The organism is Listeria fleischmannii subsp. fleischmannii LU2006-1, from assembly GCF_000344175.1.
Taxonomy (GTDB): Bacteria; Bacillota; Bacilli; order Lactobacillales; family Listeriaceae; genus Listeria; species Listeria fleischmannii.
Genome location: NZ_ALWW01000001.1, coordinates 1 through 26,990, shown reverse-complemented (window position 1 = coordinate 26,990; position 26,990 = coordinate 1). Strand labels below are relative to the sequence as shown.

General features: G+C 36.3%; 25 protein-coding genes and 1 pseudogene. 13 read left to right on the top strand and 13 right to left on the bottom strand.

The window, feature by feature from the left end:
• The first annotated feature begins 808 nt into the window (after positions 1 to 808).
• On the top strand, positions 809 to 3,571 hold the full coding sequence (locus tag LFLEISCH_RS00125; protein WP_007471729.1) for an Ig-like domain-containing protein: 2,763 nt from the start codon (positions 809 to 811) through the stop codon (positions 3,569 to 3,571).
• A gap of 142 nt (positions 3,572 to 3,713) precedes the next feature.
• Here LFLEISCH_RS00125 and LFLEISCH_RS00120 read toward each other — a convergent pair whose 3' ends face one another.
• The 6 genes and pseudogenes from LFLEISCH_RS00120 to LFLEISCH_RS00090 all read right to left on the bottom strand — a co-directional run bounded on the left by LFLEISCH_RS00120 (position 3,714) and on the right by LFLEISCH_RS00090 (position 11,346).
• On the bottom strand, positions 3,714 to 4,520 hold the full coding sequence (locus LFLEISCH_RS00120) for a coiled-coil domain-containing protein (protein ID WP_007471727.1): 807 nt from the start codon (positions 4,518 to 4,520) through the stop codon (positions 3,714 to 3,716).
• Positions 4,521 to 4,625: 105 nt separating this feature from the next.
• Complete coding sequence (locus tag LFLEISCH_RS00115; RefSeq protein ID WP_007471726.1) at positions 4,626 to 4,823, bottom strand: hypothetical protein; 198 nt, start codon at positions 4,821 to 4,823, stop codon at positions 4,626 to 4,628.
• Positions 4,824 to 5,480: 657 nt separating this feature from the next.
• Positions 5,481 to 6,806, bottom strand: a complete 1,326-nt coding sequence (locus tag LFLEISCH_RS00105) for an APC family permease (RefSeq protein WP_007471723.1) — start codon at positions 6,804 to 6,806, stop codon at positions 5,481 to 5,483.
• 86 nt (positions 6,807 to 6,892) lie between these two features.
• Positions 6,893 to 7,859, bottom strand: a pseudogene (locus tag LFLEISCH_RS00100) (L-threonine 3-dehydrogenase).
• Positions 7,860 to 7,976: 117 nt separating this feature from the next.
• Complete coding sequence (locus tag LFLEISCH_RS00095) at positions 7,977 to 9,167, bottom strand: glycine C-acetyltransferase (protein ID WP_007471716.1); 1,191 nt, start codon at positions 9,165 to 9,167, stop codon at positions 7,977 to 7,979.
• Between the two features lie 217 nt (positions 9,168 to 9,384).
• Positions 9,385 to 11,346, bottom strand: a complete 1,962-nt coding sequence (locus tag LFLEISCH_RS00090) for a BglG family transcription antiterminator (protein ID WP_007471714.1) — start codon at positions 11,344 to 11,346, stop codon at positions 9,385 to 9,387.
• Between the two features lie 436 nt (positions 11,347 to 11,782).
• Between LFLEISCH_RS00090 and ald the strand changes: the two genes are divergently transcribed.
• Positions 11,783 to 12,892, top strand: a complete 1,110-nt coding sequence (gene ald, locus LFLEISCH_RS15185) for an alanine dehydrogenase (RefSeq protein WP_007471712.1) — start codon at positions 11,783 to 11,785, stop codon at positions 12,890 to 12,892.
• Positions 12,893 to 13,891, top strand: a complete 999-nt coding sequence (tdcB, locus tag LFLEISCH_RS15180; RefSeq protein ID WP_007471711.1) for a bifunctional threonine ammonia-lyase/L-serine ammonia-lyase TdcB — start codon at positions 12,893 to 12,895, stop codon at positions 13,889 to 13,891.
• Positions 13,892 to 13,923: 32 nt separating this feature from the next.
• On the opposite strand, the gene LFLEISCH_RS00075 is transcribed toward tdcB, so the two are convergent.
• Together LFLEISCH_RS00075 and LFLEISCH_RS15345 are read right to left on the bottom strand one after the other, a co-directional pair.
• Positions 13,924 to 14,328: a VOC family protein gene (locus LFLEISCH_RS00075; RefSeq protein ID WP_007471708.1), complete on the bottom strand. Its 405-nt coding sequence runs from the start codon at positions 14,326 to 14,328 to the stop codon at positions 13,924 to 13,926.
• Between the two features lie 54 nt (positions 14,329 to 14,382).
• Positions 14,383 to 14,550, bottom strand: a complete 168-nt coding sequence (locus LFLEISCH_RS15345) for a hypothetical protein (protein ID WP_007544943.1) — start codon at positions 14,548 to 14,550, stop codon at positions 14,383 to 14,385.
• A gap of 301 nt (positions 14,551 to 14,851) precedes the next feature.
• On the opposite strand from LFLEISCH_RS15345, the gene licT reads away from it, so the two are divergent.
• Entirely contained in the window at positions 14,852 to 15,697 is an 846-nt protein-coding gene (gene licT / locus LFLEISCH_RS00070) for a BglG family transcription antiterminator LicT (protein WP_007471705.1), read from the top strand.
• A 58-nt stretch (positions 15,698 to 15,755) separates the two neighbouring features.
• Here licT and LFLEISCH_RS00065 read toward each other — a convergent pair whose 3' ends face one another.
• Positions 15,756 to 16,064 carry a DUF3116 family protein gene (locus LFLEISCH_RS00065; RefSeq protein ID WP_007471703.1) on the bottom strand — a complete coding sequence of 103 codons (309 nt, stop codon included), beginning with the start codon at positions 16,062 to 16,064 and terminating at the stop codon, positions 15,756 to 15,758.
• A 280-nt stretch (positions 16,065 to 16,344) separates the two neighbouring features.
• Between LFLEISCH_RS00065 and LFLEISCH_RS00060 the strand changes: the two genes are divergently transcribed.
• The 8 genes from LFLEISCH_RS00060 (at position 16,345) to LFLEISCH_RS00030 (ending at position 23,662) form a co-directional block, all read left to right on the top strand.
• Entirely contained in the window at positions 16,345 to 17,370 is a 1,026-nt protein-coding gene (locus LFLEISCH_RS00060; RefSeq protein WP_007471702.1) for a glyceraldehyde-3-phosphate dehydrogenase, read from the top strand.
• A 643-nt stretch (positions 17,371 to 18,013) separates the two neighbouring features.
• On the top strand, positions 18,014 to 18,595 hold the full coding sequence (locus LFLEISCH_RS00055) for a YveK family protein (RefSeq protein WP_007471700.1): 582 nt from the start codon (positions 18,014 to 18,016) through the stop codon (positions 18,593 to 18,595).
• A gap of 2 nt (positions 18,596 to 18,597) precedes the next feature.
• On the top strand, positions 18,598 to 19,272 hold the full coding sequence (locus tag LFLEISCH_RS00050; protein WP_051057265.1) for a CpsD/CapB family tyrosine-protein kinase: 675 nt from the start codon (positions 18,598 to 18,600) through the stop codon (positions 19,270 to 19,272).
• Positions 19,273 to 19,426: 154 nt separating this feature from the next.
• Complete coding sequence (locus tag LFLEISCH_RS00045; protein WP_223196454.1) at positions 19,427 to 19,861, top strand: acyltransferase; 435 nt, start codon at positions 19,427 to 19,429, stop codon at positions 19,859 to 19,861.
• A gap of 8 nt (positions 19,862 to 19,869) precedes the next feature.
• Positions 19,870 to 21,129, top strand: coding sequence for an O-antigen ligase family protein (locus tag LFLEISCH_RS00040; protein WP_007471695.1), 1,260 nt, complete (start codon positions 19,870 to 19,872; stop codon positions 21,127 to 21,129).
• Entirely contained in the window at positions 21,113 to 22,180 is a 1,068-nt protein-coding gene (locus tag LFLEISCH_RS00035) for a lipopolysaccharide biosynthesis protein (protein WP_241432848.1), read from the top strand. Before LFLEISCH_RS00040 ends, LFLEISCH_RS00035 begins: the two co-directional genes overlap by 17 nt.
• A gap of 46 nt (positions 22,181 to 22,226) precedes the next feature.
• The gene (locus LFLEISCH_RS15660; protein ID WP_479481404.1) at positions 22,227 to 22,553 is read left to right on the top strand and encodes a hypothetical protein; all 327 of its coding nucleotides are present in this window, start codon (positions 22,227 to 22,229) and stop codon (positions 22,551 to 22,553) included.
• Positions 22,550 to 23,662 (top strand): glycosyltransferase family 4 protein, encoded by a 1,113-nt coding sequence (locus LFLEISCH_RS00030; RefSeq protein ID WP_007471693.1) that lies wholly within the window; start codon positions 22,550 to 22,552, stop codon positions 23,660 to 23,662. Before LFLEISCH_RS15660 ends, LFLEISCH_RS00030 begins: the two co-directional genes overlap by 4 nt.
• Positions 23,663 to 23,728: 66 nt before the next feature.
• On the opposite strand, the gene LFLEISCH_RS00025 is transcribed toward LFLEISCH_RS00030, so the two are convergent.
• Both LFLEISCH_RS00025 and LFLEISCH_RS00020 read right to left on the bottom strand, forming a co-directional pair.
• The gene (locus LFLEISCH_RS00025; RefSeq protein WP_007471691.1) at positions 23,729 to 23,968 is read right to left on the bottom strand and encodes a hypothetical protein; all 240 of its coding nucleotides are present in this window, start codon (positions 23,966 to 23,968) and stop codon (positions 23,729 to 23,731) included.
• The gene (locus LFLEISCH_RS00020) at positions 23,965 to 25,164 is read right to left on the bottom strand and encodes an MFS transporter (RefSeq protein WP_007471689.1); all 1,200 of its coding nucleotides are present in this window, start codon (positions 25,162 to 25,164) and stop codon (positions 23,965 to 23,967) included. The genes LFLEISCH_RS00025 and LFLEISCH_RS00020 overlap by 4 nt, the downstream gene beginning before the upstream one ends.
• Positions 25,165 to 25,352: 188 nt before the next feature.
• On the opposite strand from LFLEISCH_RS00020, the gene LFLEISCH_RS00015 reads away from it, so the two are divergent.
• Positions 25,353 to 26,009: a Crp/Fnr family transcriptional regulator gene (locus tag LFLEISCH_RS00015; protein ID WP_007471687.1), complete on the top strand. Its 657-nt coding sequence runs from the start codon at positions 25,353 to 25,355 to the stop codon at positions 26,007 to 26,009.
• Between the two features lie 48 nt (positions 26,010 to 26,057).
• Here LFLEISCH_RS00015 and LFLEISCH_RS00010 read toward each other — a convergent pair whose 3' ends face one another.
• Positions 26,058 to 26,267, bottom strand: coding sequence for a helix-turn-helix domain-containing protein (locus LFLEISCH_RS00010; RefSeq protein WP_007471685.1), 210 nt, complete (start codon positions 26,265 to 26,267; stop codon positions 26,058 to 26,060).
• A 10-nt stretch (positions 26,268 to 26,277) separates the two neighbouring features.
• Positions 26,278 to 26,757, bottom strand: a complete 480-nt coding sequence (locus LFLEISCH_RS00005; protein ID WP_007471676.1) for a DUF2975 domain-containing protein — start codon at positions 26,755 to 26,757, stop codon at positions 26,278 to 26,280.
• Positions 26,758 to 26,990 lie beyond the last annotated feature (233 nt).

Here is a 26,990-nt window from a genome sequence, read left to right as displayed (position 1 = left end):
AGAATTAATATTTTTAAAAATTGAAGGAGAGAAACTAAAAGGTATGTGAAAATGGCACGATTGCATCTCGTTGGATGAAATTTTTAAGTAATTTAATATACAAGCTGCTGAACGCAATTTAAAAAATATACCAATACCGATAAGCCTTAATGAATGAGGGAAATGATGCAATCAAATAACACTCAAAAGCTATTAGTAAATTTGAATGAAATTGAAATTTATTTAAAATGAAAACCAGTAGATTCAGAAAGCATAATTAGAGTACAGTTACAGATTAAAAAATATTAGCTCTCGTGAGGTGCTTTTCCTTTTGACTTATTAAACGAATACAAAGGTAAAACTTATTTTAAAGCCAAAAACAAGCTTTATGGAATTTTGTGACGAAAAATACAAAATGATAGGCTGTAAATTCCAAATACAACTATTTCTATGTTACATAAAAATGATTATGATGTAAGTGTAAGGCTGATGAGTTTAAAAAATAGTATGGGTCATAAAAGTGGCTATAAAAGAGATTCGAAAATCTAAAATACTCTATATTCAATTTTTAGAATCTAACATTAAAAGGAATTATATGTAATTTTTAAGAAGAAAATGTATTGCAACCGAATTTTTATATGAAATACGCAAAATTTTTAGCAACAGGGAGTGAAAGAATTGATTACGATTTTTAGATCTAACACCAGTTAGATTACTAAATTTGCAACTTCATTTTGAAAAGAAAGGAGTTGACAACAAGTTTTACGGTTTTAAATATATTTTTTTATAAAAAAAGGAGTGTTTTAATTTATGAAGAAAAGAAATTTAAATGAAGAAAACAACAGCTAGCGTTTTATCAGCAGGAATAATTGCTAGCACAATTGTTGTTGGAGCGGTGCCATTTAACGTACAAGCGGCACCAAATCTTACATCATCTGTTCAAAGCCAAGAGTTTATGAAAGACCAATCATTCACTCAATTTGGTCAAAATGTTAATACTGGTTGGGCTTATTTTTCAAGTGGGGGGATTCAAAACCTAACAGCATTTAATAATGAATATAAAATCAATGCTGATAGACCTGAAAGAATAGGTTATGTTTCAACGGGTTCATTTAACGGTAGCAGTGTTCTTAATTTAAAAGCACAGGCTCTTATGGAAAATAATTATATTCAAGGGCTTTCCTCCGCGCAACAAAAAGTGACAGGTTTAACGCCTGGACAAACCTATAAATTCTCTGTTGACTATCGTGTAGCTGAAACAGAATTTACTGATGAAACAAATGATTCGAACTTCTTTAGCTTTTCTCTAAAAAGCGGAACTGGCTCAACATCAGGTTCATCAAGCAACTTACAAGTAACACTAAAAGATTATACGTGGAAGACTTTTACATCCACATTTGTAGCGACTTCATCTGATGAAACGATTACATTGAATTTAGGACCATATAATAAATATGCGGTAAGTAATGGATTGTTTACAACAGGGCAGTTTAGAAATCCTAGCTTGCAAAATTCGGATGTAACACCTCCAAGTAAACCTAATGTCAATGATATTTTTACGAACTCCACACAAGTGACAGGTAAAACGGAAGCAAATGCTACAATCAATATTTATCGTGGGGGAACACTTATTGGAACTGGTAAAGCAGATGCATCAGGTAATTACACGGCAGCAATTCCCGCCCAAGCCTATGGTACTGTACTCCAAGTTGCAGCAAAAGATGTAGCTGGAAATGAAGGGGAAGCGACTTCGGTTACAGTGAAACAAGCGAAACCAGCAACCCCGACAATTAATGCATTAACGCTTAATTCAACAGCAGTAAGCGGAACTGCTGTAGCCAATTCAGATGTAACCATCCGTGTCACATCTGCAAGTGGTAATGTGAAAACTTATGTAACAAAAGCAACTGCGTCAGGAACATATTCTTCGCCAGTTAGTGCTTTTGCAAACAAAGATAAAGTAGAAGTAACATCAAGTCTAAATGGTATTTCAAGTGATGCAGCTTCTCAAGTTGTTGAAGATACAACAAAACCAGCTGCTCCAACTGTAAACCCAGTAACAACAGCTTCTGAAAAAGTACAAGGAAAAGCTTTACCAAATGCTACTGTTCAAGCTGAAATGGGCGGACAAACATATACAGTGAAAGCAGACGCATCAGGTAACTATACAATTAATATTCCAAAACAAGCTGCAGGTACAAGTATTAGCGTCATTCAAACTAGTCCAGTAAACGGATTAGTAAGTAATCCTACTACTGTTCAAGTGACTGCTGATAGTACGAAATTAGGAGCTCCAACTGTGAATGATTATTATGTAAATTCAGGTTATGTGACTGGTAAGGCCCCAGCAGGTGCTAAAACTATCGTTGCATCAGTTGGTGGTAAAGATATTCGTAGTGCAACAGTTAATGCAGATGGTACGTTTAAAGTTTATGTCAATGATAGCGCACAGATGGGTCAAGTAGGTACACAATTCCAGGTGTATGCAAAAGATGCAAATGGGGTAGCTGGTGATACAGCTCTAAGTACCGTGAAACAAAAATCAAACCCATTAACAACAGCACCGACCATTAATGACTATTATGTAGATGGGGGATATGTAACTGGTAAAGCGCCAGCAGGAGCATCTACTGTTACATTATCTGTCAATGGTCAACCACTTAGAACTGTTGCAGTGGCAGCAGATGGTACTTATAAAGTTTATGTAAATGATAATGGTTCAATGAAACAATCTGGAACACCATTCCAAGTTGTTGCTAAAGATGCAAGTGGTAATGTAAGCCCACAAGCAGCTAGTACTGTAAAAGGTATGACTTTAAATGCACCGAAAATCAATGCATACTATAAAGGCGACGCTTATGTAACAGGTACTACAGATAAAGGAACATCTAAAATTGGTTTGTATGACAAAAACGGGAGCTTACTTCGCTATGGTCAAGTCAATACAGACGGCACATACATTATTTATGCACCAGATAAAGCGCAAATGAACGTTGTCGGGGATAATTTTATGGTTAAAGCTCTAAATGATGCAGGAGCAGCAAGCCCAGCAGCGCAATCTACTATTTTAGCATCAAAAGTGACAGCAAGCGTAACAGCCCAACCTTATCAAATAGGTACAAATTATGTATCAGGAACGTATAAAGGCGATGCTGCACGTGTTCAGCTCCTTGTAAATGGTGTGGTTGTAAAAAATGGAGCACTTAATGTTTCTAACGGCTCCTACCAAGTGTATGCTAAAGATTTAGTTACAGCAACAACACAAAAAGTAGAAGTAGTGACTTTAGATTCCAATTTTAAAGAGTTGGCTCGTACAAATGTAGTGGTAACTGAACCAGCAAAACCTACCCTAACAGCTACCATTGATCCTTATAAATTAGGTGATGGAAGCATTACAGGGACGGTCACTTCAGGAACTGCTAGTGGTGCGGCACTTTATGTTAACGGACAACTTGCTAGAAGTGCAAGTGTAAGCGGAAATTCAATTAGTGTTTGGGCACAAGATAAGATCACTGCTAAAACAGATAAAGTTCAACTTTATGTGTATGATCAAAACTGGAAGCCTGTCATTTATGATGTTCCTGTTCAATAATTAGCAGATGCTCTCTCCTAAAATTTTTTAGGGGAGAGCATTTTGTGTTGTAGGAGAATATATATAACAAGGAAATAAAAAAAAGCATCAATAAGTTAGTATCGATGCTAAAATGTGAGTTGAAATCATCTGTATTAAATTATTAATCTTCAAAACCACAAAGCGAATATCCGCTTGCGATGGCTTCATTTTTACTCATAGTTTTCACAGAGTTTGCCCGGCTTAATCCGCGACAATCAGATGAATAATGATATTTTTTCCCGGATTGTGGTGCAACGAAAACAGTAGCTACTGTTTCACTTGTTTTTGGCACAGGCTCTGTTTGCTTGGGTTGTGGGTTCGTTTTCGGAGCTTGCCTTGGTTCTGGTGCTTTCTCAGCTGTTTTTTGGTCACCATTATCTTTTTTGGTAGCAGGGGGCTTGTTTTCAGATGCTTTCTTTTTAGCTTCTGCCTCCTGTTCAGCTTTTTTCTTCGCGGCTGCTTCTTTTTTAGCATTCTCGTCTTTTTGCTTCTTATCAGCTACTTTTTTGTCTATTTTTTCTTGAATAGAATCGAGCTCGCTTGAGAATGAATCTACAGATAAAAACTCATTTTTATTAATGAAATCTTTTGCTTTGTCTAAATCAGTTGCGTTTAGTGATTTCTCCGCAGAATTAAGTAACTTTTCCGCTTCTTTTTTTGCGATTTCCGTTTCTTTTTCTTCGTAAACACTAAGTTTATCCTGAATAGCATCTTTTTCATCTTTTAACTTGTCTATACTGGTTTTTGAATCAGTTAAATGATCTTTTAGTTCAGCAATTTCATTATTCTTTAATTTAACTTTTGCCTCAAGTTTTTGATAATCCTCTTTTTTTACAGTATCCTCATTTGAAAAGCTGCCGATTAGGCCGAGACCAAGAAAAACAATGATGACCCAAAACCACCATCTCTTATGGATTGGTTTTTTCAATATAAATCTCCCCTTTTTGTTTATTTATTTCTCTATTTAAAAAGTAAAAAACTTTCAACTCCAAATAAAATATACAATTTTATAGCACAAAGCCCTAAAAGTGTATTAATAACGGCTATATTTCCCTCGCTTAATCCGTCCGTATTTGCTTTTAGCTGGCTTTATTTTCCGCGGTTTAATCTTTCTCCCTCGTTTGCCAAAAGTAATTTTATCAAATAACCAGTAAAAAAATTCCGTTATCGCTTCACGAATAATATCCCAAAATAACCATACCAAAAAATCAATTAGCCACTCAAAAATCATTGTTGTAATCCTCCGAAGTTATTTTTCTATTTAAATTATATAATGAATAGCAAAAGAAACCAATATGAATATACAAAAATCGGAGAATTATACCTTAAAAAATGATTTTTTGCGTCATACATTTGGTGATATGATACTAGAGGGTATTGAAAAGGAGAGGGAAAACGTGGTAAGAGTATTGATACTGACATTTATCATTTCATTTTTATTTATTGTAGCCACTCTCATTTTAGAAAATAAAGGTAAGTCGAGTTTTTCGGTTTGGGTTCAATTAAAAGGAGCATTTTTTACCAGCATTTTTATATAGTTTTTTTATCAGTTTATTTTATTTTTCTATTATGAGTTTTGGGATTTATTATTTTAGAGATCAAAATATGTTTGAGCTTATGACAATTATTCCGATTATTTTAAGTTTACTTTTACTCATTTTAATTTATAAGTATCATAGGTTTTTTATTAAATATTGGTAGGCGTGAAAAAGCGACTGGGGAAGAAGCCCAATCGCTTTTTTTAGTGATAGCACATTACTTGTTACTTAACTGTCCAGTTATTTTCTCTTACTTTTTCGTTCATCGAGTTCAGAAATGACAATCACGATAAGAATGAGGGCACTGAGGGTTACCCAGACAATCGTTGACATGTATTTCACTCCTCCAATTAATCTTCTGTCATGTGGCCTTTACTTTTTTTATAGAAGTATATCGGAAGTCCAATCGCTGTTAGTAGAAGTCCAATACCGGCATTGAGTGGTTGAGTAAATAAAGTATTTAAGACGATGAAAAGTCCACCTACTATCGCGATAATTGGAATAACTGGATAAAGTGGCACTTTATATGGGCGTACCATATCCGGGTGGCGTTTGCGCAAAATAAAGACTGCAATAAAGACAAGTGTATAGAAAATCCAAATGACAAAAATCAACATATCAGTTAGCTGATTGAACTTACCTGAGAAAATCATAATAATTGATATGATTAAAACAACAATTCCACTATTATAAGGGACAGCTGTTTTTCCTAGTTTAGCGAACCAGCTACTAAATGGAAGTTGATTGCGAATTGCCATTGCATAAGGGATACGAATACCTGTCATCGTATAGCCGTTGATAGTGCCAAATACGGAAATTAAAATACCGATTGTAATAAGTTTTCCGCCAATTGAACCAAAGATAATATTGGCCACGTCAGCAGCAGGTGTTGCAGTTGCTGCAAGTGCAGCGGCAGGCATTACCATTAAATACGCGATATTAATTAGTAAATATACGAACATTACGATAGTTAAGCCTAAAACGATGGCTTTTGGCAAGTCTTTTTTAGGATTTTTCATCTCACCGGCAATATTTCCAACATGAATCCAACCATCATAAGCAAACATTGTCGCTACTAAGCCGGAACCTAAGCTTGTTAAGAAAGGATGATCTTCTACACTCATTGGGAACAATCTAAAAGCAACATCGCCTTGATGAAATAAACCGAAGATAATAATGAGTGCTAAAGGCAAAAGCTTACATACTGTGGTAACAGCTTGAAGTGAGCCGGCCGCTTTGGCACCTAAAAAATTCATTAGCATAACAAATACTGCAGCTAGGATAGCGACTGGAATGATGATGGCATCGCTTGTTCCAAATAGATTGGCTACCTGAGTGCCGAAAATAATGGAAAGAGCCGCAATATTCGCCGGGAAATAAATGACAGTTTGCGCCCAACCTAGCATATATGAAGCTAGTTTACCATACGTTTTTCTTAAATAGACAATCATCCCGCCAGTTTCTGGGATAGCAGCTGATAATTCTGCGGCTGTTAGACCACCACAGATGGTAATGACACCACCTAAAATCCAAGCAAGTAGTCCAAGACCGGCTGTACCGGTAGCTGAAAATACCGCTTCAGGTTTAAAGAATACGCCAGAACCTATAACAGTGCCAATAACAACTGTTAGTGCCGTAAAAAAACCAATTTCTTTTTTTAATTTCTGATTTTCCATGTTATTCTCCCCACTGTTTGCGAGGCAGTGAAAATGAGCCTCACAAAACATTTTTTGTTAATTAAAAGGTTGTTGTGAAAGAAACGTTATTTTACAACACTATCATTTTCTAGTTTTTTGGCAAGTTTTTCAAGCATATCGTGAGTCATTCGATCTAAATCGAACTTTGGATTAAAGTCCCATTCATTTTTAGCACAACTTGCATCGAGAGAATCTGGCCAAGAGTCTGCAATTTTTTTGACGAACAGGATCCACATCATAGTCCATTTTAAAATCAGGGATAACTTTTCGAATGGAGGCTGCGATTTGTTCCGGTTCAAAGCTCATAGCCGTAATATTAAAAGCATTGCGGTGCACAAGGCGAGATGGATCAGCTTCTAGAAGTGTGACAATCGCATCAATCGCATCAGGCATGTACATCATATCCATATAGGTGCCTTCTCCAATAAAGGAAGTGTAGCTTTTTTTCTTAAGCGCTTCGTAATAAATATCGACCGCATAATCCGTGGTTCCACCACCAGGGAGTGTCGTATAGGATATTAATCCAGGGAAACGAACGCCACGTGTATCTACACCGAATTTAGTATAGTAGTAGTCACATAAAAGTTCACCAGCGACTTTCGTAACCCCGTACATAGTCGTTGGCCGTTGAAGGGTGTCTTGTGGCGTGTCATTAGCCGGAGTGCCAGGGCCAAAAGAGCCAATTGAACTTGGTGTGAAGAATTTTAAATCGAGCTCACGAGCGACTTCAAGTGCATTCATAAGGCCACCCATATTTAAATCCCAAGCAAGTTGTGGCTTCGCTTCCGCAACAGCAGATAAAAGAGCGGCTAAATGGATGAGCGTATCCACTTCATGTTTTTTCGCAAGTTCAAGCATACTTTCTTTATTGGTCACATCTAAAATTTCAAATAAACCTTCATTACAAACTGGGCTATCAATATGGCGAATGTCTGTCGCAATCACATTTTCAGTTCCATAATCATTTCGAAGACGCATCGTAAGTTCGGAACCTATTTGACCTAAACAGCCAGTAATTAGAATTTTTTTCATCAGAAAAACCTCCAAATATTTTAGTTTAATGGTATAATAATCGTATCAATAATTTTTTATAGGCGGGACTAAGCTCATTTTGGACGATGGAATGCTTAGCCTCGCTTTTTTTGTGTGTTAAGAAATCACGTTTAATTCTTTACCTACTTTTTCATAAACTTTAAGTACCTCATCGAGCATTTCTTTTGTATGGGCAGCAGTTGGCATGTTACGAACTCGGCCAGTGCCTTTTGGAACGGTAGGGAAAACAATGGATTTTGCATATACGCCTTCTTCTAACAGACGACGCGAAAAGGTTTGTGTTAAGTTCTCATCGCCAATAATGCAAGGTGTGATAGGTGTTTCCGAGTGACCAATGTCAAACCCTAAATCTTTTAAACCAGCTTTTAAATAGTGTCCGTTCTCCCAAAGTTTTTCCATAGTCAGAGGATCACTTTCCATAATATCGATTGCCTCAATACACGCAGCGGCAGCGCCTGGAGTTAGTGATGTGGAGAATAGGAAAGGTCTTGCACGAACTTTTAGCCAGTCAATTAGTTTTTTTGAACCTGCAACGTATCCGCCCACAACACCAATCGCCTTGGACAATGTCCCGATTTGGAAATCAATTTTATCAGAAAGGCCAAAGTGTTTAACGGTTCCTGCTCCTTTGCCCATTACACCTGAGCCGTGAGCATCATCTACGTAAGTGATTAAGCCAAACTCTTCAGCGATCTGAACGATTTCCGGAAGTTTTGCGACATCCCCGTCCATTGAAAAGACGCCATCACATATGTACATGACTTTTTCATATTGCCCGCTCTCTGTTGCTTCTTTGGCAAGTTCACGCAAATGGTCCATATCTTGATGGCGTGCACGGATGACTTTAGCGCCTGATAAACGGCAACCGTCGATAATAGAGGCATGGTTCAGCTCATCTGAAATAATGGCATCTTTCTTAGTCATAACAGCGGAAATCGCGCCCATGTTACAGTTAAAACCAGATTGAAAGGCGATAGCGGCTTCTGTATGTTTAAATTCTGCGATACGTTTTTCAAGTTCATCGTGGATTGTCATTGTGCCGTTAATAGTACGAACGGCTCCTGCACCGACGCCGTATTCTTTTGTAGCTTCAATTGCTTTTTGTTTTAGGCGCTCATCATTTGCAAAGCCGAGATAGTTATTGGAAGATAAATTGATTAACTCCTTATCATGGATTTTAACTTTGGCGCCATTTGGTCCTTGAATGGAATCAATTTCATTGTATAGACCTTGTTCACGTAATGCGGCAAGTTGCGGTGTTAGAAAATCATTTAAAGCATTTGACATGTGGATGATTCCTCCTCGAAATTTTATATTAACATGCTCATTTGCCAACTAACTGGAGGCGTTTATAAACATGATAATGACAATTTAGTTAGTGAAAATTAATTTTTCCGCTTATGTTCTAAAAACTCTTCTAAATATGTTGTGAATAAAGATATGATTTTTGTTTCGTCGCCTGATTCTGCTAGTAAAATGGCCGCATCGTCTTCTGTTAAAACCGTTAAGAGGTACGTTGTAATTTCAAGCAGTTCGGCATTAAGTTCGTAAGGTAGCATAAAACCATGACGGTTGATACAGGGGACTTTAAGCCGTCCTCGATTTGAAAATCAATGGAATGATTTAGTGTGAAAATATGTGTAGAAGCTGTTTGGACATTGTCATTTACTAAAAAATAGGCAGAATTGGTACCGCCAGAAATGATTTTTTGTCTAGCTTCAAGGGAACTCAACTTCTTAAAAATTTTATCAGAAGAAAGGTCAGGTTTTTTACTTGCAATGGATTGACTGAAGGAACGTAAATTATCTTCTTTGTTTCGCGTCATGTCGCTACCGCTTTCGATGTAGATGGATTCTAAAAATGAAATAATGAGCCCATAAAATTGGTGCATTGATTTTAGGTTAGAAAGGGTTTCAGGTAACTTTTTTGTGTCACTCGCAAAACCCGGAAAATCTACATCATCGCCTTTTGCGGAAACAATTTTTTCAAGTTTATGTTGGATGTCTTTCATTTCTGCATCTGAAATGAAAATGCTGATAAGTTCATAATCCACTTTAAAGTCGGTTAAATCGGTTGTCGAAAGAATAATATCGTATTTATGTAAGTTGGTTTCTTTGACGAGTTCGAGTGGCGTGACGAATTTAATTTTTTGAAGCTTTGGTAGACGTTTGCGAAATCTGGCGCGTAGCCACGTGCTTACGCCGTTGCTTCTGGATGTCACAACAAGTGCGCTATATGGTCTTAAATTCTCCGATTGGATGATAGCAGCTTCAAAATGGAGCACGATAAAACCTGTTTCCTCTTCAGGCAATTTTTTGAAAGGGTAAAGTTCGGATGCAATGTGTTGTACAACATAAAACAAGTCGCCAAACTCACTTTTAATCAGTGGTAAAAGCGGGTTGTTAAGTGGCATTTTTTTCTTTAGGCGTATGAGTGAGTACTGTATATGCTCGGTTAAGCCTTTTAACAGTGACATCTGGGAAAGCGGTAAATCAATTTCCTTTGCAACACGAGAAATGAGCTTTTTAGCAATCCGAATGGCTTGTACTTTTTCATTTCGATAAAATACATCTTCGCCTGTTCGAATTTCTGATTCGAGCACTTGCATGGTAAGTTCTGTGATTTCAGCTTCTGGGATAGTCTGGTCTGGTAAACAGTCTTTTAGAATTCGTTCCGCGATATCATATTCCGGATAATCTTGTATAAAAATATGGTTATCGCTTTTTTTAGAAATCATTTTTCCTTTTGAAATTTGTTTGACTGCAATTAAAAGGTAGATAAGTAGGTCTACGAGCGAGTCATTGTTCACTTCATAAGAAAGTTTTTTCATCCAACGTGTTAAGCTCCGGTCCGCAAGTTCAAGTATTTGAAAATCAATAAAATGCGTTAAAAACTCATAATTGTTTGAAACAGGGGCACCATCTAGAATATCTACCAAGTATTGATAAAGCTTGATTTTTGGCATTGACATAAAGAGAAGTTCACGAAGTAATTCACGTTTTTCAATAATAGAACAATCTAGTTTAACACCAATTCCGCGCTTTCGTTCGATGCGGATTTTGCCGTTCCATTCTTCTTCAAGCCTTGTTAAATCACTTCCGACGGTTGCCACTGTAACAGAAAGCTCGCTAGCGAGTGCAATTAGTTTAACGGGTTCATTTGTTGTAAGAAGCACACGTAAAATAAAATATTGTCTTTCGAGTGGAGTAAACTCATTACCGATTAAATCAAGCAGCGTTTTTTGGACATTTTCACGATTTTGAAGACTGCCACTGACAGACAACTTACTTCCTTTACGAACGAGGATGAGATCAAAATTTTCAAGCGTTTGCTTTACTTCATCCAAATCACGCCTTACCGTTCGTTCACTGACACCAAGGTCGCTTGCCAGCTGTTGAATTGTTGCGTCACCTTTTTCAGGAAGTATTTTTTCTAAAATAATGCGAGATCTAGCAGACAGGTACATATATTTTCTTCCTTTCGCAGAACTTCATTTGCAGTTTCTATCAAGGGGTAAATAAATGTAACCCTCTTTAAAAGCACCTTTTGACTAAAACGGAGATGAGCGTCGTGCTTTTTGAGTAATTTACCTTACATCTTTATCCTATGACTACGCTTACAGATAAGCAATATAAACAAATCTCTAATTTGTCCAGTTTTTTTTTAGCGGAGTTTGGACAAAGTTTTATCTAGCGTATAAAATGAAGTTCAAAAAAATGGGAAATCCACTCATAGAGAACTGATTTCGAGTTTTATGTAAAGAATAAGTTTGTGATTTTATTCTCAAAGTTGAATTGACAGCTTTTTTAATTGGGTGTTATTCTGTAGTCGCAAATGAAGCAAGTTGAAAACGGACTAATAGGCCTACTCTGTTCTCAAACTATCACAAAGGAAGTGTCAAAATGATTATTTCAGTTGTAAAAGAAGTGAAAAAAGGTGAAGCTCGTGTTGGGATGACACCCGAAAATGCACAAATATTAACTTGCAATGGACAAACTGTTTTAGTGGAGCGTGACGCTGGTCTAGGTTCTGGTTTTTCTAACGAAGAGTATTTAGAGGCCGGCGCCAAAATTGTAACAAAAGAAGAAGCATGGGATGCGGAGCTTGTTGTAAAAGTAAAAGAGCCACAACAGGAAGAATATGCTTTCTTCAAAAAAAATCAAATTATTTGGGGTTTCCTTCATTTGGCAGCGTCTAAACCTTGTGTTATGGCGATGATGGAAGCAGGCACGACAGCGATTGCCGGGGAAACCATTTCGAATGACGGTGTTTTAACGCTACTTAAGCCTATGAGTGCTATTGCTGGTCGGCGTGCTGTTTTCATGGGTGCTTACTATTTAGAGAAACAACACGGCGGGGAAGGGATTTTGCTTCCGGGCATTGACGGCATAAGCGCTGGTGAAGTGGTTATTCTAGGCGGTGGTAATGCTGCTTTAAATGCGGCGGATATGTCTATAGGTATTGGGTGTAACGTGACCATTTTAGAACTAAACCCTGAACGTGTGGAATATTTAAAAACACGTTACGACGGAAAATCTGTCCAAGTTTTACCTTCTACAACAGAAAATTTAGAAAGAGAGATAAAAAAGGCGGATTTATTTATTTCAACCATTTTAATCCCCGGTGCTAAGCCTCCGAAAATTGTGAAAGAATACATGGTGAAAACGATGAAACCGGGTAGCGTTATTGTCGATATTGCAATTGATCAAGGTGGTACGGTGGAAACGATTGATCACTATACAACACATGACAATCCAGTTTTTATAAAACATGATATTTTACATTATGCGGTTCCTAATATGCCTGGTGCAACCCCGCGAACAGCTACGATGGCGCTCGCAAAAGGAAATATTCCTTACTTAGTCGATATTGCAAAGAAAGGCTTAAATCAAGCTATTGCAGAAAGTGACGCACTTTCATCGGGTATAAATATATATCAAGGTGAAATTACATTTGAAAGTCTGGGAGAGACACTTGATTTACCATTTAAACGTGTAGAGAAGGTGCTTTAAATGAATACAGACCACTATGTCAGCATTCGGGACATACAAAGAGCAAGAGAAGTGCTACAAAACAATGCGCGCGTAACGCCACTTGTAAAATCTTTCTATTTAACAAGCATAACAGGTGCGGACGCATATTTAAAGCTTGAAAACATGCAACTCACTGGCTCATTCAAATTTCGCGGTGCGTACAATAAAATCTCCACTTTAACAAAAGAAGAACGGGAACAAGGTGTTATCGCTTGCTCAGCCGGCAATCATGCACAAGGCGTGGCGCTCTCCTCAAGACTTCAAGGGATTAAGAGCACAATCGTTATGCCTGAAACAGCTCCGCAAGCAAAAATTGATGCGACACGCGGTTACGGATCCGAAGTCATTTTATTTGGCGCAACGTTCGATGATGCCAAGGCGAAATGCGAAGAGATTGTCAAAAAATCTGGCCAAACTTTTCTTCACCCATACGACGATACGTCTGTTATTGCGGGACAAGGGACGATTGGACTTGAAATTTTAGATAGTATGTGGAATGTGGATACAGTTATTGCACCGATTGGCGGAGGCGGACTTATTTCCGGTCTTGCTGTAGCACTTAAATCTTTTAACCCGAATATTCATATTATTGGCGTTCAAGCGGAAAATGTTCATGGAATGAAAGCCTCTTTTGATGCTGGTAAAATCATATCTCATTATACAGCGCCTACAATGGCGGATGGATGCGCGGTTAAAGTGCCTGGGGTCATTACTTTTGAAATTGTTCGTGAACTTGTGGATACAGTTGTAACGGTCACAGAGGATGAATTAGAAAGTGCGATGAAAGACTTGCTACAACGCGGGAAGGCGGTCGTGGAAGGCGCAGGTGCGCTTAGTACAGCAGCTCTTGTTTCAGAAAAAACGAGAAAATATGTAGAGGGTAAAAAAGTTGTGTCTCTTATTTCTGGCGGGAATGTGGATTTAAAACGCATTTCCCAAATTTGTGAACATTTCTATTCCGAAGAATATGTACATTAAAAGCGTTCGAGCCGAGGCTCGAACGCTTTTATCTACTTCGAATTCATATCCATGTGGAAGAGTTCTAAAATATGACCATTAATATCGTGGAAGCTTTTGGAGTACATACCTTGCTCATCCATGATGTACCCCTTTTTAGCCCCAGCGTTAATTGCTTTTTCATAGAGTTCGTCCACTTCGTCCCTAGTATCAAAAGAAAGAGCGTTTATGACGGAAGTAGTTGTTTTGTAGTCTGCGATTTCGGTTGAAGGGAGAAACTGTTTGAAGAAGGGTTCGACTAGTAACATGGCAAAAGTAGTATCGTTAATAATCATGCAAGTGGCATTTTCATCTGTGAAATCGGGATTAAATTTAAATCCTAGCTCTGTGTAAAATGCGATGGATTCATTTAAATCTTTAACTGGTAAATTAATAAACGTCATTTTAACATTGGGCATTCCTTTTCCTCCTAAAAAAGCACCCTTACGTTTGGGTGCTTAAGTTTTATCTTACTAATCTAAAATCCTACGATGAAATTGTTGTTTTTGTTCCGTGGCTGGTTTACTTTTTACATGTGTCTTCTCAGCAAACTGATGGTGGGAATTTTCTTTTGGCAATGCGTCACTCATTTTGGGAACTTTTTTAGTTGCCCGAACTTGATTTGTTTTCAAATCTGCCATTCTTGAAATCCTCCTTTTATAAACCGCTTATAATTATTTTTATTCCCCATCTCCCTGTTTCAAAACACTAAATTTTCAAGTATAATAAATAAATATATGACATTTCGTTTAAAAAAAATAATAATAGAAGATAAATAATAAATAGGTATTGCAAACGTTTTCTTTATATACTATAATAAAACAAGAATTGTAGGATTGTTACTGTGCGGCAGGCAAAACCTAAATTAATTCGAAGACTATTGTTTTTTATAGTTTTGGAATTAGTTTGGGTTTTTTCTTTTGAAAGGGTGGTTAAGACAAAATGGAGATTAAGAAAGTCTTAAACAATAATGTTGTCGTTGCCGAAGATGAGGGAGCTAAGGAAATCGTTGTCATGGGACGTGGATTGGCTTTTCAAAAGAAAGTTGGAGATGATGTGGATGAAACAAAGATTGAAAAAACGTTTGTCATGGAATCCCACGAGCTTTCCGAAAAGCTTTCTGAATTACTGAGCGAAATTTCCGCTAAACATTTACGTGTAGCGGATGATATTGTTCAGTATGCGAAAGAAAAATTAAATGCTGAACTGAGTGATAATATATATTTAACGCTCACGGATCACATTAATTTTGCGCTTTCTAGGTACAAACAAGGTATTAATCTTAAAAATGCACTTTTATGGGAAATTAAACGTTTTTACCAACCCGAATATCAAGTTGGTTTAAAAGCACTGGGCATTATTCAAGAAGAGTTCGGATATTTATTAGATGAAGATGAAGCGGGCTTCATCGCACTGCATATCGTGAATGCGCGCCAAGATGGCCAACAAATGACCACCACAGTAACAATGACGCAAATTGTTCAGGACATCTTAAACATTGTTACATACCATTACGGCATGGTTTTAGATGAAACGTCGCTAAATTACACGCGTTTTGTGACGCACCTACAATATTTTGCCCAAAGAATGCTGATGGAGGAAGTGGTCGACTCTGGAGACGACTTTTTATATGATCAAGTACAAATTAAATATCCTGAAGCATTTAAATGCACACAGAAAATTGATGCTTATTTAAAAAACACGCATTTTGCATCACTCACAAGGGACGAACAAGTTTATTTAACGATTCATATTTACCGAGTAACAGAGCGCAATTCTTTAACCTAATCTATCTACCCAAATCAAAATGGCAACGACCAAACGATCGTTGCCATTTTGATATTCATTAAGATTTACTTTTAAATGGAATAATACCATTTTCACCTAGTTTTTGAAGACTAGTGTTTTTTTTAATTCTCGCCATTAAGTTTTTACCTTTTGTTGTAATGTGATAACTTGTATCACTTTTCCCGTATGCCCGAAGTACATATCCATATTCTTCCAGTTTGTAAAGTACTTCAAGTATGTGATTTTTGCTTAAATGAGTCTCGCTTTCTATCTTTGTAAGTTCTTGCTGTAGATGGTCCATTGTTAAACATTGACACTCTAAGTAATTTAAGATTCTTAAAATATGCGCGTAAACGTATCCATCCATTTTTTCACCCCGTTATTTTTCTGTTTTTTTAAATACACAAATTCACTCCTTTTCTACAGTTTAACAAAACATTTTTTTGTCCCGTCAATCAAAGTATATAATAATCCCTTGTAGAAAACTAATAATCCAATTTGAAATTTTATAAAAAATTCTGTTAAAAGAGGATGAATTTTACTTTGTTCGTTTATTCACGAAAAGAAAACGCTTACATTTTTTTAAATACACATGCTATACTGTTTATGCAATTTGCTTTGTAACTAATTCTAAGGGGGAATTTAGGTTGTCGAAGAAAGTAGCAATTAACGGGTTTGGGCGTATTGGTAGAATGTGTTTTAGAAAATTAATTATGGATGATGTTCATGAAGTGGTCGCAATTAATGCCAGTTATCCAGCTGAAACAATACGTCATTTGATTAAATATGATAGTGTTCACGGCAAATTTAATCATGATATCGAGATTATTGATGAAAATCATTTAAGCGTATGCGAAAAAGAAATTGAACTTGTGCGAGAGAGAAACCCGCAGAAATTACCATGGGAGAGACTAAATGTGGATATTGTCATTGAAGCAACCGGCAAATTTCGGTCTAAAGAAACAGCCGGGAATCACCTACTAGCAGGTGCAAAAAAAGTCATTATTACAGCGCCTGGAGAAAATGAAGACATTACAATTGTGATGGGTGTTAACGAAGGGGCATATGATCCTTTGCGCCACCATGTCATCTCCAATGCTTCTTGTACAACCAACTGTTTAGCGCCAGTTGTGAAAGTGCTAGATGATCAGTTTGGCATTCAAAACGGTTTAGTCACGACTGTTCATGCCTTTACAAACGATCAGCACAGTTTAGATAATCCGCACAAGGATTTAAGACGCTCAAGAAGCTGTACAACATCAATCATACCAACAACAACGGGTGCTGCTAAAGCAATCTCGCTTGTTTTACCGCATTTAAAAGGAAAGCTAAATGGGACAAGTCTTCGTGTTCCAACACCAGATGTTTCACTCGTAGATTTAGTTGCGACACTTGACTGTGAAGTGTCTCAGGAAGAAGTGAATACGGCTTTTAAAGTTGCCACTGAAACAGATTATAAAGGAATATTAGATTATACTGATGAGCCACTTGTTTCTGTTGATTTTACAACCAATCCGCACTCCGCTATTATTGACGGCTTAAGTACGATGGTTATTTTAAAAAAACAAGTTAAAGTTTTAGCTTGGTATGATAATGAATGGGGCTATGCATGTCGTGTGGTGGACTTATTAGAGCTGGTAGCTAGTCAAATGTCAAAAGAATATGTAAGTTAGGAAGAAGAAGAGGAGGGCTCTCCTCTTCTTTTTTTGCGGTTCATTAAACCAATAGCTAAAAAATTATATCCATAAGTTGTTTAATAGGTAACTAAAGTATTTCGTAACAAAACGTACACAAAAAACAAAGTAAAAGTTTTAAAGTTATCTGTTTTTCAAAAAATCAAACTGCTATGATATAAAATGGGTTTATAAAATGAATATAAAATAGTGTATTTGTGTAGCACATATATTGAGAAAAGTTTAAAAAATCACAACATTTCATATAAATATCTAAAAAATACACAAACTGCATCTAAGGAAGATCTTTTAGAAAATAGAGGAGGGTTAGGAATAAAGCCAATAGAACGATTTATTTTCAACTAGTCTTACTAAGTTTGTTTAAAATGGCGCTTATTTTTGAAGTAAATCAATCTTATAGATAATGGCTAAAAAAGAGATGAAGAATTGAAAAAAATTTTGGTTTCGATAATACATATTTAGGAGGGTACGATGGAAGAAAGTTTAAATCTTAAACAACTAAGAAATCTTATACAAAAAAACAAGTGGGTTCTCATTGCAAGTACAGGTATTTCAATCTTACTGATGCTCATTTATATTTACTTTTTTTTCAACATCTATTTATAGAAGTTCAACAGAAGTTTTGATTAATCAGTCAGTACCTGAAAACGCGCAAATGAAATCTCAAGATGTTCAGGCTAACTTACAGCTTGTTAATACATATGCATCGATTATGAAAAGTCCTGGTTTATTAGAGCAAGTATCAAAAAAAATAAACAATAAATATACTGTTAAAGAGTTAACAGATATGATTAAGATAAATAGTACATCAGATTCGCAAGTGATTACAATTTCAGTAGAAGGTGAAGATCCAAAAGAAATTGTCACCATTGCAAATAGTATAGTTCAATCTTTTAAAGGTGAAATTCCTAAAATTATGCAAATAGATAATGTTTATATATTAGCAAAGGCAACGTTTGATAAAGACGCACCAGCTGTTAAGCCAAGCAAAGGTCTACTTCTTATGGTAGCAGCAGCTTTAGGCGTAATTATCGGCATCATTATTATGTTTATTCGTCACCTGCTTGATAATTCGATTAAAACTGCGGATGATGTAGAGGCGCTTTTAAATCTTCCAGTGCTCACTATTATTAGTGAAATCAAAGAGGAATCAGTATTTACTAAAAATAAACGAAGCGGTAGTCGAAGAAAGCGGGGAAGATGATTATGAGTGAACAAATCACTAGAGGGAGAAATTTAATTACCATCGTTAATCCAAATGGCCCTATTTCAGAACAGTTTAAAACACTTCGAACCGGTATTCATTTTTCTTCTGTAGACACAAAGTATCAATCTATCATGATTACATCGCCAGAACCAAATAATGGAAAATCTACTATTTCAGCTAATTTAGCGGTTTGCTATGCAAAACAAGGTAACAGAACGCTTTTAATTGATGCAGATATGAGGAAACCAACCGTACATCGAACATTTGATATCCGTGTTAACGTAGGGCTATCTAATTTATTAACAGGAGATATGGAGCGAAGTGAGGTTTTTCGTCAAACCGAAATTGATAACCTCGTTGTTCTAACTAGCGGAACAGTTCCTCCAAACCCTAATGAACTACTTATATCTAAAAAAATGGAGAAACTCATGCAACAATTTAGTCAAGAGTTTGACCAAATCATCATTGATACACCACCGATTTTAGCTTCTTCTGATGCACTTGTCCTAACGCCATATGTGGACGGAACGGTTGTTGTATTACGAAGTGAAAAATCGTTAAAAGATCGGACTAAAATTGCAGTTGATCAATTGCGTAAGACAAATGTTCCAATCATTGGAACCGTTTTAAATTGTGTGAAGAATCGTTTGGATAATTATTATGATTATTCCTAAAAAAGAGATGAGCATCGTACGTTTTTTTAAAAGGCAGACGTTCATAAAAGACAGTTAGGAAGGTAGGGAAACAATGTTTGCTAAAATAATTTTTTCGGTATTAAATATTTTTCCAATGCCCAATCGAATGGCTTTTGGAAGGGGACTACGAGCTATGAAAAACCGAGTAGCCCAGTCCATGTTTGGAAAATGTGAATTAAATAGTAATTTACGTCCTAAATTAAAACTAAGGTTTACTAAAAATATTTATATTGGTAGCAGATCCTCTATCGGTGATAATGCGCGGATTATTGCTACAGCTCCCGTTTATATTGGCGATGATGTTTTAATCGCCCCGGATGTTGTCATTTTAACGGATACACATTTTATTGAAGGAAAGAAGAAAATTTTAGACACAGGAACTATCCAAAAGAAAGTCACAATAGGTGATGATGTTTGGATTGGAACACGAGTGACCATTTTAGCAGGAGCAGAAATTCCTGATGGATGCGTTGTAGCAGCAGGTGCTGTTGTCCCTGCGGCCAAAAAATATCCACCCTATAGTGTTATTGGAGGAATTCCAGCAAGAGTGATTAAACAAGAGAGGTAAGGATAATTTTGCTAAAAGAAACAAAAATTTTCATGGTGTTATTTTCGATTTTTCCTTTCATTGATACAGTGTATGGTTTTGTTCTGACTGAAGGAATAAACCTGCCCATTGGTGTGTTTTATCGTTTGATCTGTATTGCCTTTTTAGTGTTTCAAATATTAAAGAAAGGCTTTAAGAAAGACTTATATACGATTTTAACATCCATGTTTTTGTTTTGCGGACTTATTACACTGTTTGTCCAAACGATAGTACTTCAAAACGAGGCAACTGCATTTTATTATGATTTGACGAACATGGTTAAGTTTTTCCTATGGGTGCTTATTCCGTATTATGTTTATCAACGCGCGGACCAATTTAAAGAAAGCCAATATGAAAAAATCTTTTTAACCATTAGTACGTTATTTACGTTAGGTTTATTAATTCCATTTATCTTTGGTGTTGGGAATCAAACGTATGCGGGTTCGGATGCAGGTTATAAAGCTTTCTTTTTTGCAAATAATGATACGACGCTAAGCTTTATTGCATCTGCGACATTTACAGGATGGTATTTATTTAAAAAAATGCGCCAAATGTCGTTTCTTCCTTTACTATCCATCTGCCTTTTATATTTAGGTAACTTGCTTGGATTGTTACTTTTAGGGACAAAAACAGGAATTATATACGGTGTAATTGTGACACTGATTTTGTTTATTCGTTTCTTTTTCTTTCAAAAAGATATTGGTGTGACTATTAAATTGATAACAGGGATACTTATTGCTCTTATTGTAAGTATCATTTACATAAAAGGTCGCTTCTTTATTTTAAGCGTCTTAGCTGGATTAATTTTGCGCCTAAATTATTTTTACGGGCTGTATAATAATGATCTTCTTCGCTTTTTTACGAGTTCACGTAGTAATTTTCTGGAAATTGCCTTTTCTTACTATACGGATACAGGAAATGACTTATTACGGCTAATCGGATTTGGTTTTAACACGCGTATTGCAGACTGGAAAGGCGGGGACCTGGTCGAAATGGATTTTTTAGATGTTCTTTTTTCTTTAGGCGTTGTTGGTTTACTCATGACATTGACTTTACTTCTTTATTTATCTGTAAAAGCTTGTAAGAAACGAACTATCTATAGTGTTTTATTTTTCGTCCTCATTTTATACGGCACAGTTGCAGGGCACGTTTTATTTTCAGCCTTGTCCTCCACGTTATTTGGTTTAATTTGCGGTGGTCTATTTATCCAAAAAGAAAGTTTGCGTGAAAAAAATGAAAACTCTCATTAAACGACTAATGCAATTTGCGATTGGCTCATTAGGCTCCGCCGTTTTGAATTTACTAACCATCCCGGTTGTGACCTATTTTATTTCGCCAACGGAATACGGGAAAACAAGTATGTTTATGCTTGCTCAAACATTAATAATCTGTGTGATTTATCTTGGGTTTGATCAGGCGTTCGCTCGAGAATTTTATGATTATACGGATAAAAACAAGCTATTTCAAACGGCTATTTTTGTCCCACTAGTCTTTTCAGTTTTTGTTATCACATGTATGTGTCTGTTTGCTAAGCCGCTCTCCCTATTTTTATTTGATAGTGAGGTATATTATCAGGCAGTTTACTTGATTGCATTTTCAACGCTATTTTTAATTTTTGAACGATTTATCTTTTTGCATATTCGGATGCAAAATAAAGCGCTTGAGTTCTCGATATTTAATATTTTGATTAAATTTATGATTTTACTATGCACCGTTGTATTTTTACTGGCGTTTTCGGATACTTTTATAACCGTCGTTTATGCCACGATTATTGGACAAATTATTGGAGATAGCATCCTTATTCTTAAAAATTATCGCTTACTCCGATTTAATTTATTCCATATAGACCGGACGTTATTACCAAAGTTAGCCAGTTTTGGCTTGCCTGTAGTTGTGGCTACCGTAATTTATAGTTTATTCGTGATTATTGATAAATTATTTATTCGCTATTTTTGTGACTTTGAGCAACTAGGCCTCTATACAGCGGCGTTTAAAATTGCTAGCGCGTTACTGATTCTTCAGATAACCTTTTCGAATTTTTGGGTGCCGACCGCGTATGAATGGTATAAAAAACAAAAACCAATGCGCTATTTTAAAATAGTGAGCGATAGCATTATGTTTTTAATAGCGCTTTTATTCACAGGGCTACTTCTGTTTAAAGGGGTTATTATTATGATTTTATCGCCTGAATATAGAGAAGCGCAATATATTTTCCCGTTTCTATGTTTTTATCCGCTAATGATGACAGTTAGTGAAACAACTAATCTAGGTATCGTTTTTTTTAAAGAAAAGTTGGCTTAATATTCTCGTTTCGATTATTGCTTTAGCGGTTTCTGTAGGGCTTAATTTGCTTCTTGTACCTATATACGGGGCTATTGGAGCTTCTATTGCGACAGGTTGCGCCTATATCGCTTTCTTTTTAGCGAGAACCTACTTTTCCATGAAAATTTGGAAAGGTTTTTCGGTTAAAAGACATTTGATTACCACTTCTTTTCTTTTTGTAGGGGCAACGCTTAATATTTTAATTCATTCTGTTTGGCTTATTACACTCATTAATTTGGTGTTGATGGGCGGTATTATCCTCATTTATATTCCCACAATGTTAACCGCTTATCGTGCTTTTCGCGAAAAAAGGCATCAAACTGCTTCACAAGAGAAAGGAATGGAGATATGAAAATACTTGTCATCGCCAACATGTTCCCATCAAAAGAATACCCTTCATATGGTATTTTTGTGAAAAATCATATCCACATTCTCGAAAAGGCTGCAAAAACAGTGGATACTATTACGATGAAAAAGGAGATAAGTAGATTCAAAAAAATGATGACTTATCTTAATTTTTATTGGCAGATTTTAGTAACTTTACTTTTTAAACAACATGACCTCATATATTTGCATTATGCTTCTCACAGCGCACTGCCCATTTTGTTTGCGAAACTTTTAAATCCGCGCATTAATCTAACTGTGAATTTGCACGGAAGCGATGTATTTCCAGAGACCAGCATTCAAAAACGTTTGCAAAAATGGGTGGAGCGCCTTCTTAAAGAAGCTAATCATGTTGTAGTTCCCTCTGATTATTTTAAAAAGGTTGTTGTAAAACGCTATAACCTAAAAGCCGATAATATTTTAATTTCACCCTCTGGTGGTGTCAATCGAAATTTATTTGCACCAAAGGAAAAAAGACCGAATAATAACTCGATGTGCGTAGGATACGTAGGACGAATTGATATTGATAAAGGCTGGGATGATGCCCTTTACGGTTTTGCGGAATTTAAACGCGAGGTAACAGGTTCGGTTCAACTAATTATGGTCGGCAGTGGTAAGGAAAATAAACAAAAAGAAGCACTGATTAAGGAGCTTGGCATTGAGGCGAGCGTAACATGTTATGATCTGTTGCCGCAAGAAGAGTTAGTCGCGCTTTATAATGAAATGGACGTCCTCCTTTTTCCTAGCCGGAGAAAGGGAGAAAGTTTAGGTCTTGTAGGGCTTGAAGCGATGGCATGCGGAACACCAGTCATTGGTAGTGAAATTGCTGGCATTAAAGGCTATTTAATTGATGGTCAAAATGGTTATTTTACGGAAGCTGGCAATCCTTCTACGATTGCGCATAAATTAATTCAATTTGAGCGTACTAGTTTTGAAGAGCGTCAAAAGCTAAGACAAAATGCCTTACATACTGCTATCCCTTATGATGAAAAAATTGTGCAAGATAATATGATTGAACTACTTCCGCGTCTAACAAAAAAGCTCAGACTGGAAGCAAACAGCGATTTTCACCGTTAAACATCCATTCTGCGCTTTATATGTTTACTTATAGCTAAGCTAATTCTTTTTAAGAATTAGCTTTTTTCATGAGGTTGTGAAATATTCAGTTTGCCATCTGGCTAACAATTGTTTTTCTTCTTCATCTGAAAGTTTTTTGTAGCCAATAATTTGATTTTCAAGTAGTGTGAGGGAGTCGAAATGGTCAAGTTGTTTTCGGACGGTGTCGTTGATATAAACGTCACGTAGGTGGTTAGAAGATTCACCCTCCTTTAGTCCAATAATGTAGCCTCTAGGGGTTACAAATAAATGTTTAACAAAGTTCATTCTTTTACGCCTTCTTTCGAAAATGTAGGTTTTGCGGCATGCGCTTTATTTAAAATGGTATATAAGATAATGCAAAGAATCGGAATGATACCCGCGACAATATATAGGCCTTGGAAAGATAAAATGGCGTGAATTTCGCCGAGAAGATATGGTCCAATACCTAGGCCCAAATCAAGGCCAATAAAATAGGTGGAGAGCCCGACGCCAATTCGGTGCGTGCTACAAAGCGTCAGACAAATTGCTTGCCCATTTGACATGAAAGTTCCATAACCAAGCCCAATTAATGCACCAGATAGAAGAAGGACAATGCCGTTTGTTGCCATGCTCAGCGTAAATAAACCAATGGCAAGGAAAATATAGCTAGGATACATCACAAATTTTTCTCCTTTGGCATCAAAAATGCGTCCTGTTAGCGGTCTTGTTGCCGTAATCACGAGAGCATACACGACAAAGAAGTAGGAACTTACTTTGACTAAATCGGTAGTAATCGCGTAGGAAGATAGAAAGGTTAAAACACTTGAATAGGCGAGTCCCATGAGAAAAGCGATAAACGAAATGGACAACACTTTATATTCAATAAAACTATGCAGAGACCATTTTTTTAATTGCACGATTTGTTTGGTTGAGAGCGGTAGATTTTTTACTGGCACTAAGAAACATGTGATGGCTGTTAAAAAAATGATAACGGAGGAAACGGCAATGATGACTTGGAAGTTTGTTGTGTTAAGTAAAATCATGCCGATAAAAGGACCGATTGCGGCCGCGAGACTGGTACTTAGTCCGTAATAATTAATTCCTTCGCCGTTTCGTGATTCAGGAATATAGGCTGTTACAATGGCGTTTGTCGCAGTTGAAGTCATACCGTAAAAAAATCCATTTAAAAGGCGGACGAGATACAGAACAAATAAATTGGGAAGGAAGAAATAGGCGATGGTTGTTAGAAAGTAAAATGAAATCCCGTAGCGCAAAACTTGTTTTCTCCCAAAAAGTTCTAATTTTTTCCCCATATAGAGGCGCGCGAGCAATGTGCCAATGATATAAATACCAGAGGCGAAACCGGCTTGTCCGAGTGAGGCGCCTAAGTTTTCTTGTGCGATGACCGCGATAATCACCATCATTAAGTAATAAACTAAATATACGATAAAATTAATTAGTGTAATGCTAATAAATCCTTTATTAAACAGTTTTTCTTTCAAAAAAGCCACCTCGTTTTTAAAATTTTAAAGAAGTATGGGAATAGTATAGGTGAGGTCTGGCTTTTCTACATTTTATTTTGGTATGATAATAAGATAAAAACGAATTTACACAACAAATGTTGAGGAATTATGTTTCGGAACATTTTATTCTATAAGAAGTGCTTATTAAATAAGGGGTGTAAAAAAGGATGAAAAGTGAGGCCTTGAGTGATTATGTCGAGCAACACGCTTTTTCAATAATTACAAAGGAAAAAAAGAAATATTTGACGTATGAAGGGATACAAGATTCTTTTGTTTATATTTTAAAAGAGGGAATTGTGAAGACGAGTTTAATTTCAAAAGATGGTAGAGAGTTTAACTTGGAGTATATAAACCGCCTGGATATCGTCTCGCTACTTCGCGACGAATATTCGCAGTTTACAAATGCGCCGTTTAATATTCGCGTGGAATCAGAAGTGGCCGTGCTTTATAAGATTGATCGGGTGCAGTTTTGGAAAGATGTGAATAGTAAGCCTGAACTTCAAGCGCATGTGAAAGATTATTACCGAATGAGGCTTTTAAAAGCAATCAAAAGAATGCAACAAATGCTTATGAATGGGAAAATAGGTGCGGTTTGCACGCATTTATATACATTATATGAACTTTTTGGTGTTCCAGTAGAGAATGGGCATAAAATTGATTTTATTGTTACAAATGAAGAAATCGCTCGTTTTTGTGGTGTAACATCGGCGAGTAGTGTGAATCGGATGTTGCAACAATTAAAAGCGGCCGGCGCGATTGATATAGAAGAACGTTATATTGTGATTCGAAATTTAGCGCTCATTCAGGAAAATATTATTTTATAAGTAAACAAGCACACATCGTGATTACGATGTGTGCTTGTTTGCGTGTTTTTAAGAATCGTTACGGTATTCTAAAATGTCGCCTGGTTGGCAGTCGAGCGCCTTGCAAAGCGCCTCTAAGGTTCCAAAACGAATGGCTTTTGCTTTCCCATTTTTTAAAATCGATAGGTTGGCCATAGTAATCCCGACTTTTTCAGATAGTTCGGTAACGGACATTTTACGTTTTGCGAGCATAACATCTACATTTACAATAATTGCCACTTCGTTCACCTCATATCGTTAAGTCGTTTTCAGATTTAATTAGAATGGCATTAGCTAACAGTTTTTCGAGCACAGCGGCGAAAATAGCCACCACAAATGCAGCAAAAATAACAATTAGCCCAACAATGATGACACCCGGGGCATCATCATACTCTGCTGCCATATAAAATAATGGCAATGTAAGCACATATAAACCACTAATAATAAAGGCAGAAACCTTGATGATCATTAGTTTATGAACAGCAGATTTAGAAAATGCTTCTTTTTTATCGATTAATAATAATAATTTAAAAGCTTGGAATACGACTGTAAAAAAAGGAATGGCGCTTAAATAAATGCTGCCAAATGCAATGTAAATTAAGGCAAGCTGTTTAGGAAATGCATCAAGTGCCTCACGAATTAAAAGCGGTAGACCGATAAAGGCGAGTAAGATGACGGGAATACATAAAATGCAAATCGCAATTTTTAAAAATAGCGTTTCTTTTTTCATAAATAAGACCTCACAAATTTAGAATTATTTGTAGTATACAATATCCTTTATCGAATATCAATAAATTTTTATTGTTTAATTTTATGTTCCGTCATGATAATCGAAATAAATAAGGTTAAAAGAAAGAGACATAAAAAATAAACTAACTACGAACAGACGAAAAAATAGGAGGGGAATGAAAACTTAAAAATAAGATAAACTAACCACAAACCGATACCTAAAACAAGCCAAAA

Coding starts and splice junctions, on each gene's coding strand:
- LFLEISCH_RS00125 (WP_007471729.1), top strand. CDS start 809: ATGAAGAAAACAACAGCTAGCGTTTTATCAGCAGGAATAATTGCTAGC.
- LFLEISCH_RS00115 (WP_007471726.1), bottom strand. CDS start 4,823: ATGATTTTTGAGTGGCTAATTGATTTTTTGGTATGGTTATTTTGGGAT.
- LFLEISCH_RS00105 (WP_007471723.1), bottom strand. CDS start 6,806: ATGGAAAATCAGAAATTAAAAAAAGAAATTGGTTTTTTTACGGCACTA.
- LFLEISCH_RS00095 (WP_007471716.1), bottom strand. CDS start 9,167: ATGTCAAATGCTTTAAATGATTTTCTAACACCGCAACTTGCCGCATTA.
- LFLEISCH_RS00090 (WP_007471714.1), bottom strand. CDS start 11,346: ATGTACCTGTCTGCTAGATCTCGCATTATTTTAGAAAAAATACTTCCT.
- ald (WP_007471712.1), top strand. CDS start 11,783: ATGATTATTTCAGTTGTAAAAGAAGTGAAAAAAGGTGAAGCTCGTGTT.
- tdcB (WP_007471711.1), top strand. CDS start 12,893: ATGAATACAGACCACTATGTCAGCATTCGGGACATACAAAGAGCAAGA.
- LFLEISCH_RS00075 (WP_007471708.1), bottom strand. CDS start 14,328: ATGCCCAATGTTAAAATGACGTTTATTAATTTACCAGTTAAAGATTTA.
- LFLEISCH_RS15345 (WP_007544943.1), bottom strand. CDS start 14,550: ATGGCAGATTTGAAAACAAATCAAGTTCGGGCAACTAAAAAAGTTCCC.
- licT (WP_007471705.1), top strand. CDS start 14,852: ATGGAGATTAAGAAAGTCTTAAACAATAATGTTGTCGTTGCCGAAGAT.
- LFLEISCH_RS00065 (WP_007471703.1), bottom strand. CDS start 16,064: ATGGATGGATACGTTTACGCGCATATTTTAAGAATCTTAAATTACTTA.
- LFLEISCH_RS00050 (WP_051057265.1), top strand. CDS start 18,598: ATGAGTGAACAAATCACTAGAGGGAGAAATTTAATTACCATCGTTAAT.
- LFLEISCH_RS00045 (WP_223196454.1), top strand. CDS start 19,427: ATGAAAAACCGAGTAGCCCAGTCCATGTTTGGAAAATGTGAATTAAAT.
- LFLEISCH_RS00035 (WP_241432848.1), top strand. CDS start 21,113: ATGAAAACTCTCATTAAACGACTAATGCAATTTGCGATTGGCTCATTA.
- LFLEISCH_RS00030 (WP_007471693.1), top strand. CDS start 22,550: ATGAAAATACTTGTCATCGCCAACATGTTCCCATCAAAAGAATACCCT.
- LFLEISCH_RS00025 (WP_007471691.1), bottom strand. CDS start 23,968: ATGAACTTTGTTAAACATTTATTTGTAACCCCTAGAGGCTACATTATT.
- LFLEISCH_RS00015 (WP_007471687.1), top strand. CDS start 25,353: ATGAAAAGTGAGGCCTTGAGTGATTATGTCGAGCAACACGCTTTTTCA.
- LFLEISCH_RS00005 (WP_007471676.1), bottom strand. CDS start 26,757: ATGAAAAAAGAAACGCTATTTTTAAAAATTGCGATTTGCATTTTATGT.